General features: G+C 63.9%; 16 protein-coding genes and 1 tRNA gene. 10 read left to right on the top strand and 7 right to left on the bottom strand.

The features are described 5' to 3' along the window. Positions 1-137 precede the first annotated feature (137 nt). From ABIE20_RS02480 to ABIE20_RS02465, 4 genes are all read left to right on the top strand, one after another. Positions 138-659, top strand: a complete 522-nt coding sequence (locus ABIE20_RS02480; protein ID WP_429502518.1) for an RNA polymerase sigma factor — start codon at positions 138-140, stop codon at positions 657-659. After that, on the top strand, positions 656-1,597 hold the full coding sequence (locus ABIE20_RS02475; protein ID WP_429502516.1) for a FecR family protein: 942 nt from the start codon (positions 656-658) through the stop codon (positions 1,595-1,597). The genes ABIE20_RS02480 and ABIE20_RS02475 overlap by 4 nt, the downstream gene beginning before the upstream one ends. A gap of 103 nt (positions 1,598-1,700) precedes the next feature. After that, positions 1,701-4,115: a TonB-dependent siderophore receptor gene (locus tag ABIE20_RS02470; RefSeq protein ID WP_429502514.1), complete on the top strand. Its 2,415-nt coding sequence runs from the start codon at positions 1,701-1,703 to the stop codon at positions 4,113-4,115. 93 nt (positions 4,116-4,208) lie between these two features. After that, positions 4,209-4,285, top strand: a tRNA-Met gene (locus ABIE20_RS02465). A 66-nt stretch (positions 4,286-4,351) separates the two neighbouring features. Here ABIE20_RS02465 and ABIE20_RS02460 read toward each other — a convergent pair. Next, complete coding sequence (locus tag ABIE20_RS02460) at positions 4,352-4,966, bottom strand: LysE family translocator (RefSeq protein ID WP_429502512.1); 615 nt, start codon at positions 4,964-4,966, stop codon at positions 4,352-4,354. Between the two features lie 123 nt (positions 4,967-5,089). On the opposite strand from ABIE20_RS02460, the gene ABIE20_RS02455 reads away from it, so the two are divergent. After that, positions 5,090-5,968: a LysR substrate-binding domain-containing protein gene (locus ABIE20_RS02455; RefSeq protein ID WP_429502510.1), complete on the top strand. Its 879-nt coding sequence runs from the start codon at positions 5,090-5,092 to the stop codon at positions 5,966-5,968. On the opposite strand, the gene ABIE20_RS02450 is transcribed toward ABIE20_RS02455, so the two are convergent. Next, entirely contained in the window at positions 5,956-6,513 is a 558-nt protein-coding gene (locus tag ABIE20_RS02450) for a D-Ala-D-Ala carboxypeptidase family metallohydrolase (protein ID WP_429503005.1), read from the bottom strand. The genes ABIE20_RS02455 and ABIE20_RS02450 overlap by 13 nt on opposite strands. Positions 6,514-6,660: 147 nt before the next feature. On the opposite strand from ABIE20_RS02450, the gene ABIE20_RS02445 reads away from it, so the two are divergent. Continuing rightward, the gene (locus ABIE20_RS02445) at positions 6,661-7,800 is read left to right on the top strand and encodes a hypothetical protein (protein ID WP_429502508.1); all 1,140 of its coding nucleotides are present in this window, start codon (positions 6,661-6,663) and stop codon (positions 7,798-7,800) included. Between the two features lie 66 nt (positions 7,801-7,866). Here ABIE20_RS02445 and can read toward each other — a convergent pair whose 3' ends face one another. After that, complete coding sequence (gene can, locus ABIE20_RS02440; RefSeq protein WP_038614773.1) at positions 7,867-8,505, bottom strand: carbonate dehydratase; 639 nt, start codon at positions 8,503-8,505, stop codon at positions 7,867-7,869. Positions 8,506-8,625: 120 nt separating this feature from the next. Here can and ABIE20_RS02435 point away from each other — a divergent pair, with 120 nt between their 5' ends. Beyond that, on the top strand, positions 8,626-8,949 hold the full coding sequence (locus ABIE20_RS02435; protein WP_429502506.1) for a serine kinase/phosphatase: 324 nt from the start codon (positions 8,626-8,628) through the stop codon (positions 8,947-8,949). Between the two features lie 4 nt (positions 8,950-8,953). Here the strand turns inward: ABIE20_RS02435 and rimI are convergent, their stop codons facing one another. Together rimI and ABIE20_RS02425 are read right to left on the bottom strand one after the other, a co-directional pair. Then, positions 8,954-9,406, bottom strand: a complete 453-nt coding sequence (rimI, locus tag ABIE20_RS02430; protein WP_429502505.1) for a ribosomal protein S18-alanine N-acetyltransferase — start codon at positions 9,404-9,406, stop codon at positions 8,954-8,956. Continuing rightward, a complete protein-coding gene (locus tag ABIE20_RS02425; RefSeq protein WP_429502503.1) occupies positions 9,399-10,193 on the bottom strand; it encodes an energy transducer TonB in 795 nt (264 codons plus the stop codon). Before ABIE20_RS02425 ends, rimI begins: the two co-directional genes overlap by 8 nt. Before the next feature lie 180 nt (positions 10,194-10,373). Here ABIE20_RS02425 and mksB point away from each other — a divergent pair, with 180 nt between their 5' ends. The 3 genes from mksB to mksF are packed head-to-tail and all read left to right on the top strand — an operon-like array spanning position 10,374 to position 15,170. Further along, the gene (mksB, locus tag ABIE20_RS02420; RefSeq protein ID WP_429502501.1) at positions 10,374-11,651 is read left to right on the top strand and encodes an Mks condensin complex protein MksB; all 1,278 of its coding nucleotides are present in this window, start codon (positions 10,374-10,376) and stop codon (positions 11,649-11,651) included. Beyond that, positions 11,641-12,342, top strand: a complete 702-nt coding sequence (mksE, locus tag ABIE20_RS02415; RefSeq protein WP_123564489.1) for an Mks condensin complex protein MksE — start codon at positions 11,641-11,643, stop codon at positions 12,340-12,342. The genes mksB and mksE overlap by 11 nt, the downstream gene beginning before the upstream one ends. After that, positions 12,339-15,170: an Mks condensin complex protein MksF gene (mksF, locus tag ABIE20_RS02410; protein WP_429502499.1), complete on the top strand. Its 2,832-nt coding sequence runs from the start codon at positions 12,339-12,341 to the stop codon at positions 15,168-15,170. Before mksE ends, mksF begins: the two co-directional genes overlap by 4 nt. A 63-nt stretch (positions 15,171-15,233) precedes the next feature. On the opposite strand, the gene ABIE20_RS02405 is transcribed toward mksF, so the two are convergent. Both ABIE20_RS02405 and proB read right to left on the bottom strand, forming a co-directional pair. Next, positions 15,234-15,677: a CreA family protein gene (locus tag ABIE20_RS02405; protein ID WP_429503003.1), complete on the bottom strand. Its 444-nt coding sequence runs from the start codon at positions 15,675-15,677 to the stop codon at positions 15,234-15,236. 22 nt (positions 15,678-15,699) lie between these two features. Next, positions 15,700-16,818 carry a glutamate 5-kinase gene (proB, locus tag ABIE20_RS02400; RefSeq protein WP_429502497.1) on the bottom strand — a complete coding sequence of 373 codons (1,119 nt, stop codon included), beginning with the start codon at positions 16,816-16,818 and terminating at the stop codon, positions 15,700-15,702. Between the last annotated feature and the right edge of the window lie 33 nt (positions 16,819-16,851).

Here is a 16,851-nt window from a genome sequence, read left to right as displayed (position 1 = left end):
CCAGAAATCGTTAGCAAGCGCACTATTCTTTTCGACCAACGTGCTTTTGATGTACTTGTTAATAATTCTCAATAACGTTAGCATCCCCAGCGTTTTCCCAGACTCCACTGCCTGCCTATCCGAGGCCCGCATACGCCATGTCCGACGACCAGGACAACCGCAGCCTGTCGCTGCTCTATCAGCATCACCGCAGTGAACTGCTGGCCTTCCTGACCCGCCGCGTGCGCTGCCGGGAGACCGCCCGCGACCTGCTGCAGGACGCCTTTGTGCGGCTGATGCACAGCGAACGTGGCGAGGTTGGCAACCTGCGGGCCTTTCTGTACCGCATCGCCAACAACCTGAGCATCGACCATGCTCGGCGCAGTCAGGTACGTGGGGTCAATGATGAGCAGGCGCTGGAGCAACTGCTCAACGAAACCTCACCCGAGCGCAGTGCCGTGGCCGGAAATACCCTTGACCATCTTGAACGCCTGATCGACGGCCTGCCCTCGCCGACCCGCGAGGTATTTTTGCTCGCCCGGGTCGAACAATTGAGCTACAAGGACATCGGCGCGCGCCTGGGGCTCGACCCGCGTGCGGTCGAGCGTCATTTGAACAAAGCCCTGAGCCATTGCGCCGCGGCTGCCCTGCATAACCGAAACAAGACTGACCAGCCATGAACCCATCGCCAAATAGCGCACACCCAAACGAACCTGGCGATCGGGAACAGCAGGCCCTGGACTGGTTTACCCGGCTGCGTGCCCACGATGTTCCGCGGGAGGAACGCCAGGCCTTCGAAAACTGGCGCCTGGACCCCGAGAATGCCCGCACCTTTGCCGAGGTCGAACTGTTCTGGCAACAACTGGAACTGCCCGCGCGTCGCCTGCACAAGATCAAACGCGGTGCCGCCCCACGCTCCTGGGGTGGCTGGGCTGTAGCGGCCAGCGTACTGCTGATCAGTGGCCTGGTGATGCTGCAATTGCCATTGCTGCAACGCCTGAACAGCGATGTTGCCACCGCCGTCGGCGAACGCCGGCAGATCCAGCTGGCCGACGGCTCACGGCTGACTCTGGACAGCGCCAGCGCCGTCGATGTCGACCTGCGCGGGCCGGTGCGCACGCTGCGCCTGGTGCAGGGGCAAATGTTCATAGAAGTGACCCACGATGGCAGGCCCTTTGTCGTCGACATCGATGATGCCCAGGTGCAGGTGCTGGGTACGCGCTTCTCGGTCAGCCGCGGCCGCGATCACGATGAAGTGGTGCTGCTCAAGGGCAAGGTCGAGGTCAGCAGCGCCGGCGACAAACGCATGCTCGCCCCCGGTGAACGCGTGACCCTGAGCGGTAGCCGCCTCGACCAGGTCGAGAAAGTCGATGCCGAACGCCTGCTGGCCTGGCGCGAGGGGCAGTTGCGGGTACGTGAGGTGCCACTGCGCCAGGTGCTGGAACAGCTCGCCGAATACCAGGGCAGCCGCCTGCTGTACATCGATGAACAGGTCGGCCGGCGCCCGGTCAGTGGCAGCTTTAACCTCGACCAGGCCGCCAGTGCCATCGATGCCCTGGCACGCACTCAGAACCTCAACGTGAGCAACCTGGCCGGGCAATGGATCATCGTCCGCTAAGCCGGTGAAAATATATTTCCCAGGCATTCGGTAATTGTCTTTGCTGCTGCGTCACACCTCCACATAAGAAGCATTATCGTTTGTATTCTCTGGGGGAGGACACATGCAGTACCCACGCGATTTCCGATTCAGCCGTCAGCCGCTGGCCCGCGCCATCCTTGCCGCCAGCCTGTTTTGCGTAACCCTGAGCCTGCCGGTGCAGGCCGCCGAGTCTGCTCAGACCCAGGCCCAGGCGCTGGACTTCAACATCCCCGCGCAAGCCTTGGCCGATGCCCTGGACCAGTTCAGCGCCCAGAGCGGGCTGCAGGTGATCTACGACGTTAACCAGTTGGCCGGTCACTCGTCGCCTGGAGTCAAGGGCCGCATGAACCCGACTCAGGCGCTGCAGGCCCTGACTGCCGGCAGCAGCGCGCGCCTGAGCCAACCCAACGCCAGCAGCTTCGTCATCGATTTGCCGATGGAGCTGGGCAGCGCCCTGCAACTGGATGCCATGAGCATTTCCGGCAAGGCCCCGGGCTCCACCACCGAAGGCACCGGGCTGTACACCACCTACTCGTCCAGCAGCTCGACGCGGCTCAACCTCACCCCGCAAGAAACCCCGCAATCGCTGACGGTGATGACCCGCCAGCGCCTGGATGACCAGCGCCTGACCAATCTCAGCGATGCCCTCGAAGCGACCCCCGGGGTGATCGTCGTGCGCGACGGCCTGGGCGCCGAAACCGACAGCTACTACTCGCGCGGCTTCGTCATCCAGAACTACGAGATTGACGGCGTGCCGACCGTCACACGGATGGACAACTACACCCAGAGCATGGCGATGTACGACCGCATCGAGATCGTCCGCGGCGCCAGCGGCCTGATCAGCGGCATGGGCAACCCGTCGGCGACCATCAACTTGATCCGCAAGCGCCCGACCGCCGAAGGCCAGGCCAGCGTCACCGGCTCGGCCGGCACCTGGGACCGCTATGGCACCGGTTTCGACGTCTCCGGGCCGCTGACCGAAAGCGGCAACGTGCGCGGCCGCCTGGTGGCCGACTACAAGACCGAAGGCGCCTGGGTCGACCGTTACAAGCTGGAGAGCCAGCTGCTGTATGGCATCACCGAGTTCGACCTGAGCGAAGACACCCTGCTGACCATGGGCTTCAGCTACCAGCGTACCGACGTCGACTCGCCGCTGCGCACCGGCCTGCCGACCCGCTTCAGCACCGGTGAGCGCAGCAACCTCAAGCGCTCGATCAACATGGCCCCGGACTGGTCGTACAACGACCACGAGCAGACCAGCTATTTCGCCTCGATAGAGCAGCAACTGGGCAACGGCTGGAGCGGCAAGATCGAGTACAGCCACTCCGAGAACAAGTTCGACGAAGTGTTCGGCTTTCTCATGGGTGAGCTGCAGCCTGACGGCAGCGGCCTGAGCCAGTTGCCGGTGCGGTTTTCCGGCACCCCACGCCAGGACAACCTGGACCTGTACCTGACCGGCCCGTTCAGCCTGTTCGGCCGTGAACATGAACTGATCGGCGGCGTGACCCTGTCCAGGTACAACGAAAACGTGCCGAGCTGGGGCGGCTGGCGCTATGACTACAACGCAACACCGGGCGCGTCGGTGGAGAACATCTTCGACTGGGACGGCAAGCAGCCCAAGCCGGACTGGAGCATCAGCGGCAAATCGTCGATGGAAGAAACCCAGTACGCCGCCTACCTCACCTCACGCCTGCACCTGACCGACGACCTCAACCTGATTCTCGGCAGCCGGGTCATTGACTGGAAGCGTGACACCGAAGATCGCCCGTACGGCGGTGAAAAGACCGAGGTCAACCGTAAGGAAACCGGCGTATTCATCCCCTATGCCGGGGTAGTCTATGACCTCGATGAAACCTGGGCCCTGTATGCCAGCTATACCAAGATCTTCAACCCGCAAGCCTCCTGGGTCACCGACGAGAACAACAAGCCGCTCGACCCGATGCAAGGCGTTGGCTACGAGATGGGCGTCAAGGGCAGCCATTTCGACGGCAAGCTGAACTCCAGCCTGGCGCTGTTCAAGCTCGAACAGGACAACCTGGCGATCTGGCTGCACGACAACGTCTACGACGCCAAGCAGGACACCACCTCCAAAGGCCTGGAGATGGAGCTCAATGGCGAGCTGGCCGAAGGCTGGCAGGCGTCGGCGGGCTACACCTACACCCTGACCACCGACAACCAGGATGAGCGCATTGCCACCGTGTATCCGCGCCACAGCCTCAAGACCTTCACCAGCTACCGCCTGCCGGGCATGCTCGACAAAGTCACCGTGGGTGGCGGGGTCAACTGGCAAAGCAAGGTTGGTACCGACCTGCACAGCTTCGACCAGGGCAGCTATGCGCTGGTCAACCTGATGGCGCGCTACAACATCAGCGAAAACCTCAGCGCCACGGTCAACCTCAACAACGTTTTCGACCGCGAGTACTACTCGATGGCATCGTCGTACGGCAACTACGGAGCGCCGCGTAACCTGATGACCACGTTCAAATATGACTTCTGAGCCCGTTTACGGCTAAGCGGTTGATCGCGCGTTAATTTTTTTGAAAAAGAGTGTTGACACAAATCCGTTTCAGGCGAATAATGCGCGCCACTTGGCTACATAGCTCAGTTGGTTAGAGCATAGCATTCATAATGCTGGGGTCCGGGGTTCAAGTCCCTGTGTAGCCACCAAGTACTAAAAAGGGCTTACCGCAAGGTAAGCCCTTTTTTCTTGCCTGCGATTTTTACCCCGCCCGCTTAGCGCACATTGGCGAACACCACTGCCAGCCCCAGGCCGATCAAGGCCACGCCGATCACCCGGTCAACCAGACGCTGGCGTTCGAGCATGGCCCGGCGCAACACGGCGCTGGAGAAAAACACCGCCACCAGGCTGAACCACAGCCAGTGGGCGAACGACATGAACGCGCCATAGCCGAAGTTGACCGCCAGCGAACTGCCCGGCTGAACCACCTGGGTGTAGGCACTGACCACGAAGAGCATGGTCTTGGGGTTCAGGGCGTTGGTCAGAAAGCCCGAGCGAAACGCCGCCAGCACACCGAGCTGGCTGGCGCTGGCGCCGTCCAGGGAAATCCGCGTGGTGTTGGTCAGCGACTTGTAGCCCAGATAAATCAGGTAGCCCGCCCCCAGCACCTTCATGGCCAGGAACAGCGCCGGGCTCTGGCTGATGATCACCGCGATGCCCAGCACCGTGTACAGCACATGCACCTGCACGCCCAAGGCGATGCCCATTGCCGCCGCCAGGCCCGCACGCCGGCCGAAGGCATAACTGCTGCGGGTAACCATGGCAAAGTCGGCGCCTGGGCTGATTACCGCCAGCACGGTAAACAGGGCAACGGCTATGAGTTCATTCACGTAAAGTTCCTCGATCTGCTAGGCCAATGCACAGATAGCTCTGCACGGCGCCATTATCGAAAGCTTCGGGTAAGGCCAAAAGCGATTTATAGTGAGGCAAATCCGCTAGTTTTTCTCACAGATATGAAACTGCCTGCACTGTCCGCCTTTCGCTATTTCGACGTTGCCGCGCAAACCCAGAGCTTTGTGCGCGCCGCCGAGCTGCTCAATGTCACCCACGGTGCGGTGAGCCGGCAGGTGCGCCTGCTGGAAGAGACGCTGGGGGTGCAACTGTTCGAGCGGCGCAACCGGGCGATCTTTCTCACCGCCGCCGGCCGCGCCCTGCATGGCACCACCCTGTCGGTGTTCGAGCAACTCGAAGGCGCGGTGTACCGCCTGCAGCAACAGGCGCGGGAGAACGTCCTGGTGCTGTCGTGCGAGCCGACCATCGCCATGCGCTGGCTGATCCCACGGCTGCCGGCCTTTCATGCCGCTCACCCGGATATTCACCTGCACCTGGTGGCGGCCGGCGGGCCGATCGACTTTGCCCGCAGCGGCGTCGACCTGGCCCTGCGTCGTGATGACTTTCGCTGGGACACCAACCTGCATGCGCTGAAAATCTGCGATGAATGGGTCGGGCCGGTGTGCAGTGCCAGTCACACCCTGCCTGATCACGGCCTGGCCGGCCAACGCCTGCTACACAGCGCTTCGCGCCCCAACGCCTGGGCCACCTGGCTGCGCCAGTGCGGTGAGTCGGCCAAGGGCAGCAGCCGCGCCGATTACGAGCACTTTTATCTGTGCATCCAGGCGGCGGCAGCCGGTCTGGGTGTGGCCATGGCCTCGCGCCTGATGGTCCAGGATGAAATCGACAGCGGCCAGTTGCAGGCGCCGCGCGGTTTTATCCAGGACCAGTCGGCCTACTACCTGCTCAGCCCCCGGGCGCTGCTCGAGGACGATAAGAGCCGCTGCTTCGCCGAGTGGGTGATCGGCCAGTCACAGGCCTGCCTGGCTCACCTTGGCTGAGCCCTGCTGGCCGTGGCCGGCGCACAGAAGGAGGAGCCGGCACTGAAGTCGCCACCCCAGGTGCGGTAGCCCGCCGTGTCGATGTGAATGCGCCCCGACGGGTAGCGCCCCAGGCCCATGTTCCAGTCCTTGCCGTGGGCCTGCCAAAAGCTGCACAGCGGGTTCGGGTCGGCCCAGGCCGGCAGCAGCAGGTCGACCGCGAAGGCACGGGTATGGGCACTGGCTACCGCTCCACCGGCGCAGCGGTTGAGCACCGGGTCGCGGTAGGCCGAAACCACTTCATAACGCTTGAGCACGCCCTGCTCGCCCAGGGTCTTGAGCAACTGCAGGGTCGAGCGCACCGCCGGCCACTGCGCCGCGGGCGCCAACGCAAACGGCTCGGCCTTGCACAAGCGCCAGTCACTGGCCGAGCGCAACAGTTGATGAATTGGCACCACGCCATACAGGCGCGCATCCACCAGCATTTCACGAAAGGGCCGGGTCTGATGATCGCCCGCCCACTGGGCAAACAGGTACAGGTCGCGCTCTTCAGCCTGCGCCTGCATTGCCGCAAGCGCTGTCAGTAAAAGTCCTGCACCGATACCGGCCTTGCACCACGTTTTCATCAGCCTGCTCCCCTTCCCAACCCCCGGGAAATTCCTCCAGTATGGCAAGCCTCCCGACTGCGGGGAGGAACTGACAAGGAGTTAAGCATGCACAAGACTGCTCCACTGACCTTTGCCCTGGCCACGCTGGCCTTCAGCGCGGCCATCCAGGCCGACGCCCGCATCGACCTGGGCAGCCAGGAGCGCGTGACCCGGCTGTTTGCCTACCCCAACAACTGCAACGTCATCTGCTTTCGCGACTGGACCCTTGAGCAAACCGTGGAGCACTACCTGACCCAGAGCGTGCAACGCGACGGTTACGCCGCAGCAACGGTAAAGGTCAAGCGCGACAACGACACACTGCATGCCGACATCCAGGGCGTACCGAGCGACTACAGCAAGCCCCTGCAAGCACTGCTCGACACCGGCGAGCTGGCCTACCAGGGCGCCACCCAGCTCAACCGCGAAGGCAAATGGGCCTACAGCTGGAACCTGTTCCTGCCCCTGGGCATGGCCCTGGAAAAGCGCCGCAGCATCGAACTGCTGCACTTCCCGCCGGACTACTCGCTGACCCAGGCCCAGGACTACCTGCGCTCCAACACCACCGACCGCTGGGCCACACTGCTGACCTTCAACGGCATCCCCGCCGAACAGACCCCGGCCTACCAGACCATCGTCGACATCGCCCCGATCGCGGCGCCGGCCAGTGCCGGCAAGGAGCTTGAAGGCGTATATGGCTACTTCAAGGATTATCAGTTGCAGATGGTCAAGGAGATGACCCGAACCGGCAGCGGCGCCTCGTTGCCGATGGTTGCCTTCGGCTCGCCAGTGCGCAGCTGGATCGAGCAGCAGTATGGGCCCAGGCTCTATGTACTGGGCCTGGCCAGCATCAGCCCGACGCCTGGGCAGAAGGTACCGGTACTGGGTGCCAACCACCCGAGCGCGATCTGGTATGCGGCGGATAAAACCAACTATGGCGGCGACCAGGATAAAGCCGATCAGGCCGGCCTGAAGATGATGGGCCAGGATTTGAGCGCTGCCTGCTGGCAGGCCGGCATGGGCCGTAACCCGGCGGCGGATGCCAAGGCAACGCTGGGCGCCTGTACGCAGAAGTGGCAGGTGACGGCGAAGAAGCAGACCTGCGAGCTGTATTTTCGCAGCATTCGCAACATGACCCCGGAGCAGGCCAGTGCCAAGTGCAATACCGGGGCGGTGACGCGGACGTTGCGGGACTTGCAGAAGACTTGAGGTGAAGCCTGTCGCGGGGCAAGCCCGCTCCCACTTCTGTAGGAGCGGGCTTGCCCCGCGATGGCCTCAATCCTGCGGACGCAACCGGTACTGCGGCGGCAACTGGTCGAGGCCGCTGATGGTTGCATTCAGGCTCTTCCAGCGGCCGTCCTTGATGCCATAGATGCAGCCATGCACCGACAGGCTCTGGCCACGGTGCCAGGCATTCTGGACGATGGTGGTATGGCCGACATTGGCCACCTGCTGGATCACGTTCAGCTCGCACAGGCGATCCACCCGCTCTTCCTCGGTCGCAAGCTTGGCCAGCTCCACGCGGTTCTCGTAGTACAGGTCACGAATCGAACGCAGCCAGCCGTCGATCAGGCCCAGTTGGCGATCCTGCATCGAGGCCCGCACACCGCCGCAACCGTAATGACCAGTGACCAGGATATGCTTGACCTTGAGCACGTCGACCGCGTACTGGATCACCGACAGGCAGTTGAGGTCGGTATGCAGCACCACGTTGGCGACATTGCGATGAACGAACAGATCGCCCGGCAGCATGCCGACGATCTCGTTGGCCGGTACCCGCGCGTCCGAGCAACCGATCCAGAGAAACTCAGGGGTCTGCTGACGCGCCAGCTTGGCGAAGAAATCCGGATCTTCCTGCTTGATCGCATCGGCCCAACGCGCGTTGTTATCAATCAGTTCTTGTAGATCGTGCATGTTCAAGCCTCATGGTTGGTGCGCATCTTGTGACAGGCGCCGGCCCGTTCAGGTCACGCCTTTGAATCTTCGGCCAAGTGGCAGGTCCACCGCATACGCCCACCCGCAGGAGGATCAACCATGAGCCAGGAACACCGCCCGCTGCACGCCCCGCAGCCAGCCCCGATCGACACCGACGAAGACCGCATGGGCTCGGTTGAAGAGCTTCACTTTGACAAGGATACCCCCAATGTCGATACCGGTTTCGACCCAAGCGACGACGACCTCGAGCCAGAAACCCTGATCCCCGAAGACGGCGCCCGCTCGCCCAGCGAAGCCGGTGCCGATCACCCGGCAGACTGGGACCTGAGCGTAGTCGACGAAGATGACATCGGCGGCGGCAACGGCCTGGATGAAGCAGAACTGGCCCGGCGCGACCCGCTGGACGGCAAGCGCGAGCGCTGAGCCGTTACTCGAACAGCGTGCAGGCCATGACCAGAGCGTCTTCGCGCCCGCCAGCAACCGGGTAATAGTCACGCCGGCGACCGATTTCATTGAAGCCGTAGCGTTCGTACAGACGATAGGCCGACTGGTTGCTGGCGCGTACTTCCAGGAAGCACTCGCGGCCGTTGCTGGCGTAGGCGCGCTTCATCAGCTCTTCCAGCAGGCGCAGGCCCAGGCCGCGGCCCTGGCTTTCTGGCTTGATGGTGATGTTGAGCAGGTGCGCCTCGTCGATGATCACGTTGATCACGCCGTGGCCGACCTGCTGCTCGCCTTCGAACATCAGCCAGATTTCATAGGACTTGAGCCCGTCGAGGAAAATCCCGCGGGTCCAGGGGTGGCTGAAGGCGGCGTATTCGATCTTCAGTACGGCATCCAGATCCGCCTCGGTCATCCGGCGAAAGCTGATTGTGTCACTCATTGCTTGGTTTCCAGCGCGCCATCAGCCGGCGCATGGCTTGCCAGACGTGCGCCTTGCGCTGCGGCTCGTCCATCAACAGTTCGAGCCCCGGCAAGGCCCAGGCAGCGCCCAGGCCTTCAACCGGCAACTCGCGGTAATAAGCTTCGGCGTCGGCCTCACCGGCAAAGCGCACGGCAGGCAGGCCAATCAGCCACAGGCAGACGCACGGCGCCTCTTCAAGCCGGGCCTGGATAAAGCCCTGAACGAAATCGGTCGCGGCCTGCGGGCCCTGGTCAAGGTTGCCGCGCACCAGCAACGGCCAGCGCACCGGCTCGCCGATGATCTGCGGGCTGTCCGGCAGGCCGGCGGCGCGCAGCATGTCCTTGAGCAGCAGGTAGGACGGGTCGCGGCTCTGGAACGGCTCGCCGGTGGCCAGCTCGACCAGCAGCAGGCAGTTGCCAGCCCGCAGCAGCTGCAGGGCAAAGCGTGGCGGTGGCACCGGCGCAGGCCTGGCGACCACGGGCTTTTCGGCTTCGTCCACCGGCTTGGCCGCCACTTTCGGCGTGCTGCCCGGGCGCGGGATCTCGATCTTCGGGCGCTCGCCAGAACGCACCAGCGGCGCGCTCGGCGCAACGCTGGCGGAGGCAGGTGCCTGCTGCTGCGGCTCAAACGCCGGTTCCTCGAGTGCCGCCACCGGCAACAACAGCTCCGGGCGCGACGGCGCAGCGAACGGCAGTTCGGCACGCGGCAGCCAGTGCACCACTTGCATGGCGTTGAGATAAGCGCGGCGGCGGGACTCGATTAACAAGAAGGATCGGCCATCTGTGGATAAGTCAGGGCCGATATTCTAACGTTGTTCGCCGCTCGGCGCCGCTGTTGATCGGCAGAAAACCGCCCGACAGCAGCTTGAAGCGATCAAGGGGGTGAATCGACAGGCGTCTGATGCAGTACAATCGGCGCTTTTATTTGGCAACGAGTCGACCCGCCAATGATCGAACCCAAGCGCGTCCTGCGCGCCCTAGCCGAACACTGGGCCCTGCTCGAGCCGTTGTGCGAGCGCTTCGACGGGGGCACCCTGAGCCTGGCCGAACTGCGCCAGCAACTGGCCACCCAGCAGCTGGAGAGCACGCCCCAGGACATCACCAGCCTGCTCGACGTATGGATCCGCCTGGATATCCTGGTGCCAGTGGCAAAAAGCCCGAACCGTTTCGAGCTCAACGCCCAGATCCATGACTTTCTCGCCTACCTGCGCCGCGAGCACCGCCTGGGCCTGTGCCTTGAGATCGAAGCCTACCTGCGCCACCTCGAGCGCCTGGCCGGGCATATCCAGGATGCCTTCGAGATTCGCGACGGCAACGACCTGGCGCGCCAGCTGCGCCTGCTCGACATGCGTGTGCGCGACGTACTGAAGAAGCTCGACAACGACGAACAGGCGCTGGTCGCCGTGGCCGAACGCGCCAAAACCAGCGACCGGCAGATCCCCTTGCGCCAGCGTTACGCTGAAGTCCTGGCGACCTGGGACGAATACGTCGAGCCGATGATCCAGCTGGTCAACGCCGATGGCGCCTTCGAGCAAGGCGTACGCAAGGTCGAGACCGTGCTGCTGCGCTTGCTCGGCGAGCAGGCCCGCCTCGGCCACCTGGTCGATGACGACATGCTCCTGCGCACCCATGCGCGCATCCTGGAGATGCAGACCAGCGCCCAGCTGACCCTGCGCCATGCCCGCGAGCTGCTGCTGCCGCTACGTGAAGAAGCGCGCCGGCACAACGCCGTGACCCGCGGCGCCGCCCTGGCCCTGTCGGTGATCCGCCGCAAGGGCCTGGACGCCGTGCCGCAAGCGGCCATGTCGCTGTTCACCCGCCCGCAGAGTACCTTCCTCGGCAGCGCCAGCCAGGTCGAAGCCTACGTTTATGCCCTGGCCCGCTTCGAGCCCAAGCCTGCGCAGTTCCCCAAGGCCCACAAGAGCCACAAGGGCGACGCCCCGCGTGCGCCGCGCACGGTCAAGGAAATGCTCGAGCGCTGCGAAGACGCCCTGCCGCTGCCGGACCTGATGGTCTGGCTGCTCGACCAGGAGCCCGAAGGCGCCACCGACGAGCTGCTGTACTGGTTCTCGCGCCTGTCGCGGGAAAAACGCTTTACCCGCGCGCGCCTCGAGCGCCGCGAATACACCACCCGCGAACACCTGGTCAGCCTGCGTTCCTTCGCTCTGACATCGAGCCGCGAACCATCGCCTGAGCCAACTGCGAGCCCTGCCCATGCATCTTGATCTTTCCGAACTGTCCCAGCTCGCACCGATCTTCCGCGAGCTGTTCAAGGGCTTCCACATCAGCCGCCGCGACCCGGAGCTGTACGCCCAACTGTCGAACTTCCAGGACCAGTACCGGGGCCTGTTCAAGGCCCTGGGCTTTGAACTGGTGTGCGACACCCGCGGTTTCTACTACTTCGTCCCGGACCTGGCTGCCGCCCAGGTCAACAAGACCGCGCAGCGCCTGTCGCTGTTCACCTTCATCCTGGTCGAGCACCTGGCCGACCAGGGCCGCGACCCGATGTCGGTGCTCGACGGCGGCAGCCTGGGCCGCGACGAGCTGCCTTCGCTGCTGGAAAAATACCGCGACCTGTTCATCCAGGCCGAAGTGCAGACCCCGGACGAGCTGGAAGAAAAGATCATGCGCCGCATGACCCAGCTCGGCTTTGCCCACGAAGAGAACGGCATCTACCGCTTCCTGCCGCCGATGCACCGTTTCCTCGACGTCTGCCTGTCGGTCCAGCAGGACCGCGACCTGGCCGCCAGCCTGCACAGCGCCCTGCCGCTGCCAACGCCGGTACTGGTCGAGGAAGAGAGCCCGGAAGAGCTCAACCGTACCGACGACCCGCTGGACCTCAGCCCGTTCGAAGAAAGCGAAGAAGACGCCTTGGCCCGAGCCATAGCCGAAGAGCAACAGGAGATTGACGCATGAGCCAGGAACGCTACGGCATTCGCCGCTTCGCACTGCTCAACACCGCCGGCTACAGCCTGGGCCTGTTCCCCCTGGAACACCCATTGTCGGTCTACGGTGCCAACAACCTGGGCAAGAGTGCCTCGATCAACGCCCTGCAGTTCCCGATCCTGGCGCGCATGTCGGACATGAGCTTCGGCAAGTACAGCCTCGAGCAGTCGCGCCGGTTCTACTTCGCCACCGACACCAGCTACATCCTCTGCGAGGTCAACCTGCCCCACGGCCCGCACGTGATCGGCGTGGTCGGCCGCGGCCCGGGTGGCGGTTTCGGTCACCAGTTCTTCGCCTATGCCGGCGAACTGGACCTGGCCCACTACCAGAAGAACGACACCTGCCTGCGCCAGAAAGAGCTGTTCAGCAACCTTGAGCGCAATGGCCTCAAAGCCTACGAGCTCAAGCCAGACGAGCTGCGCCGCCTGCTGGTCGGCGGCCACACCTCGATCCCGCTGGACCTGACCCTGATCCCGCTGCGCTCCACCAGCGAGCAGAGCCTGAAGACCTTCCGCGCGCTGTTCATCAACCTGCTGCACATGCGCGAGATCACCGCGGCCAAGCTCAAGCAGCTGTTCCTCGATGCCTTCGAGCACAGCCTGCGTTCGGGCAGCGTCGACTACATCGCCGCCTGCGAAGAAGCCTTCCGCGACGTGCGGCGCATGGAGCAGGACTACAACTCGCTGGTCGCCGCCGGCCCGCTGGTCGAGGCCCTGGCCAATGGCGTGGCCCAGCGCGACATCCTGCGCGGCAAGCTGCATCGCCTGTCGCCACTGCTCGACTCGCTGCTCGGCACCTGGCAGGACTACGCCAGCGCGCGCAAAGAAGAGCTGGTGATCCAGGCCGAGCACTACAAGAACGAACAGGACAGCCTGCAGAACGACCAGCGTGGCGGCACCCAGGAGCTGATGCGCCTGGAGCGCGAGATCACAGGCGTGCAGCGCTGGCTCGGCGAGCTGTCGGTGCTCAAGCACCGCTTCGCCCTGGTCGACGACGTCAAGGTCCTGGAACAGCAGCTGCTGGCCGCCAAGGACGCCCACGACGAACTGGCCGGCGCCCTGGCGCAGTCGCGCCAGTTCAGCGCCGAAGACCTCGAAGAGCGTCTGCGCGAGCTGGAAAAACGCCTGAAATCGGTCAAGCAACAGCTCGACCATGCCGACAACAACAGCTACGCCCGCCTGCGTGAAGAGTTCTCGCAACAGGACGTCGAGCGCCTGATGCGCCTGTTCAACGGTGCGCTGTTCAGCCTGCCGCTGGGCGAGCGCGGCATCGAGCTGGACGACAGCGACGTCTGGGTCAAATCCCTGGAAGCGGTACTCGACGGCTTCAAGGGCGAGCGCTTCGAAGCCCCAGGCCTGTCCATCGACCTCTCGCACATCGAGCCGCCTGCCTTGCAGGCCCTGGCCGACCGCGCCGCCCTGCGCGACCAGAAGGAGCGCCTGGAAAAAGAGCTCAAGCAGCTCAAGACCCAGCAAGCCGTGGCCGCCGACCGCGCCGCGAGCAAGACCCAGACCGAAGCCCTGTACCAGCAGGTACTGGATGCACAGAAAGCCCTGGAAGACTTCCGCCGCGCCGAGACTCTGTCCGCCGAGGAAGGCGACAAGCTCGAGCAACTGGCGCAGATGGAAGCGGCCCAGGACGAGCTCAAGCGCTCCAGCGATGCCTTCACCGAACGCGTCCAGCAACTGTCGGCCAAGCTGCAACTGGTCGGCCGCCAGATCGCCGACATGGAAGCCAAGCAGCGCACCCTCGACGACGCCCTGCGCCGCCGCCAGCTGCTACCCGCCGACCTGCCGTTCGGCACGCCGTTCATGGAGCCGGTCGACGACAGCATGGACAACCTGCTGCCGCTGCTCAACGACTACCAGGACAGCTGGCAGGGCTTGCTGCGGGTTGATGGCCAGATCGAGGCGCTGTACGCCCAGGTACGCCTCAAGGGCGTGGCCAAGTTCGACAGCGAAGACGACATGGAGCGTCGCCTGCAGCTGCTGATCAACGCCTATTCGCACCGCACCGAAGAAGCCCTGACCCTGGGCAAGGCGCGCCGCGCTGCGGTCACCGACATCGCCCGGACCCTGCGCAACATCCGCAGTGACTACGACAGCCTCGAGCACCAGCTGGCGCTGTTCAACCGCGAGATCAACAAGCGTCAGGTGTCCAACCTGCAGAGCTTCCGTATCGTTTTGGCACCAAACAAGGAAGCGCTCAAGCACATCGACCAGATCATCCACAGCGCCGGCCAGTACGAGGAAGGCGAGACCCTGTCGGTGTTCGACCTCAGCGCCAGCGCCGAGCAGGACAACAAGAACGAAGAGGCCAAGGAATACCTGGCACGGCTGGTCGCGGCCAACCACAACCAGCTGGGCCTCAAGGACCTGTTCGAACTGGCGTTCGAGATCACCAAGGTCGGCGGCCAGCCGGTGATCCACACCGACATCGACGGTGCAGCCTCCAACGGCACCACCATGACCATCAAGGCGCTGACCAACATGTACTTGTTGCTGCACCTGATGGACCGTGACCTGGCCGGCCGCGTGCGCCTGCCGTACTACCTGGACGAAGCGGCCGACATCGACGAACGCAACCAGGCAGCGCTGCTGGAAACCAGCTTGCAGCTGGGCTTCGTACCGATTCTGGCGAGCGTCAAGCCGCAGGTCTCGGCGCATGTCGCCATCGACCTGGAAGGCGGCAGCGGGCCGAACGGGATCTACATCGACGAGGCGGACTGGAAGTACATCAGCCGCCGGGATGTGGAGAAGGCAGTGGTGCGGACAGAAGAGGAAGAAGCTTCGGTTTGAGGCATCTGCAGGGGCCTTTCAGGCCCCATCGCCGGCAAGGCCGGCGATGCAGTCAACTCGGTGTTACTGCGCCCACGGCAGGATCGGAATCGCCGTTACCGCGTTTTGCGGGCTGCCTTCGATGATCCGGTCGGAGTACACCAGGTAAACCAGGGTATTGCGCTTCTTGTCGAGAAAGCGCACCACCTGCATGGTCTTGAACACCAGCGACGTGCGCTCCTTGAACACCTCGTCACCATCCTTGAGCTGCTCCTTGAAGCGAATCGGCCCGACCTGACGGCAGGCGATCGACGCCTCGGCGCGGTCTTCAGCCAGGCCCAGGCCGCCTTTCAGACCGCCAGTCTTGGCCCGCGACAGGTAGCAGGTCACGCCCTCGACCTTGGGGTCGTCAAATGCCTCGACAACGATGCGGTCATTCGGCCCGACGATCTTGAATACCGTCGATACCTGACCAATCTCCTCGGCCGACGCCAATACCGGCAACGCCAGCAGCGCTGCTGCAATCATCCCTTTGAACACAGGTATTTCCTCAGACCAGAATCAGGTTGTCGCGGTGCACCAGCTCCGGCTCGGCGATGTAGCCCAGCAGGCCCTCGATCGCGTCGGACGGCTGGCCAATGATTTTCTGTGCTTCCAGGGCGCTGTAGTTGGCCAGGCCGCGGGCGACCTCAAGGCCATCCGGGCCGACGCAGACCACCATCTCGCCACGGCGGAAGCTGCCCTGCACGGTCTTCACGCCGACCGGCAACAGGCTCTTGTTGTCCTTGCGCAAAGCCTTGACCGCGCCATCGTCGAGCACCAGGGTGCCGCGGGTCTGCAGGTGCCCGGCCAGCCACTGCTTGCGTGCGGCGATCATGCCGCGCTCAGGCGACAGCAAGGTACCCAGGCGCTCGCCTGCCTTGAGCCGGTCGAGCACGCGCTCAAGGCGCCCACCGACGATGATCGTGTGGGCACCGGAACGCGCCGCCAGGCGCGCGGCGCGCAGCTTGGTCTGCATGCCGCCACGGCCCAGGGCACCGCCGGTACCGCCGGCCACGGCGTCGAGGCTCGGGTCATCGGCACGGGCTTCGTAAATCAGTTGCGCATCTGGGTTGTTGCGCGGGTCGGCGTCGAACATGCCGTCGCGGTCGGTGAGGATCACCAGCAGATCGGCTTCCACCAGGTTGGCCACCAGCGCGGCGAGGGTGTCGTTGTCGCCGAAGCGGATCTCGTCGGTGACCACTGTGTCGTTTTCGTTGATCACCGGCACCACGCCCAGCTCCACCAGGGTGCGCAAGGTGCTGCGGGCATTGAGGTAACGCTTGCGGTCAGACAGGTCGTCGTGGGTCAGAAGGATCTGCGCGGTGTGCCGGCCATGCTCGGCAAAGCTCGACTCCCAGGCCTGTACCAGGCCCATCTGGCCGATTGAGGCCGCCGCCTGCAGCTCGTTCATCGCACTCGGTCGCTTGGCCCAGCCCAAACGGCTCATCCCGGCGGCAACCGCCCCGGACGACACCAGCACCAACTCGACACCAGCCTCATGCAACGCCACCATCTGCTCGACCCAGACACCCATGGCCGCGCGATCCAGGCCCTTGCCATCTGCTGTCAGCAGGGCACTGCCGATTTTCACGACCCAGCGCTGCGCACCCGTCACCTTGCTCCGCATTTTCTTCCAACCTATTCAGATCTTTAGATACCA

Source organism: Pseudomonas sp. 2835 (assembly GCF_050435905.1).
Lineage (GTDB): Bacteria > Pseudomonadota > Gammaproteobacteria > Pseudomonadales > Pseudomonadaceae > Aquipseudomonas.
Note: the sequence above shows the minus strand (reverse complement) of the source record. Positions and strands in the feature narration are given on the sequence as shown.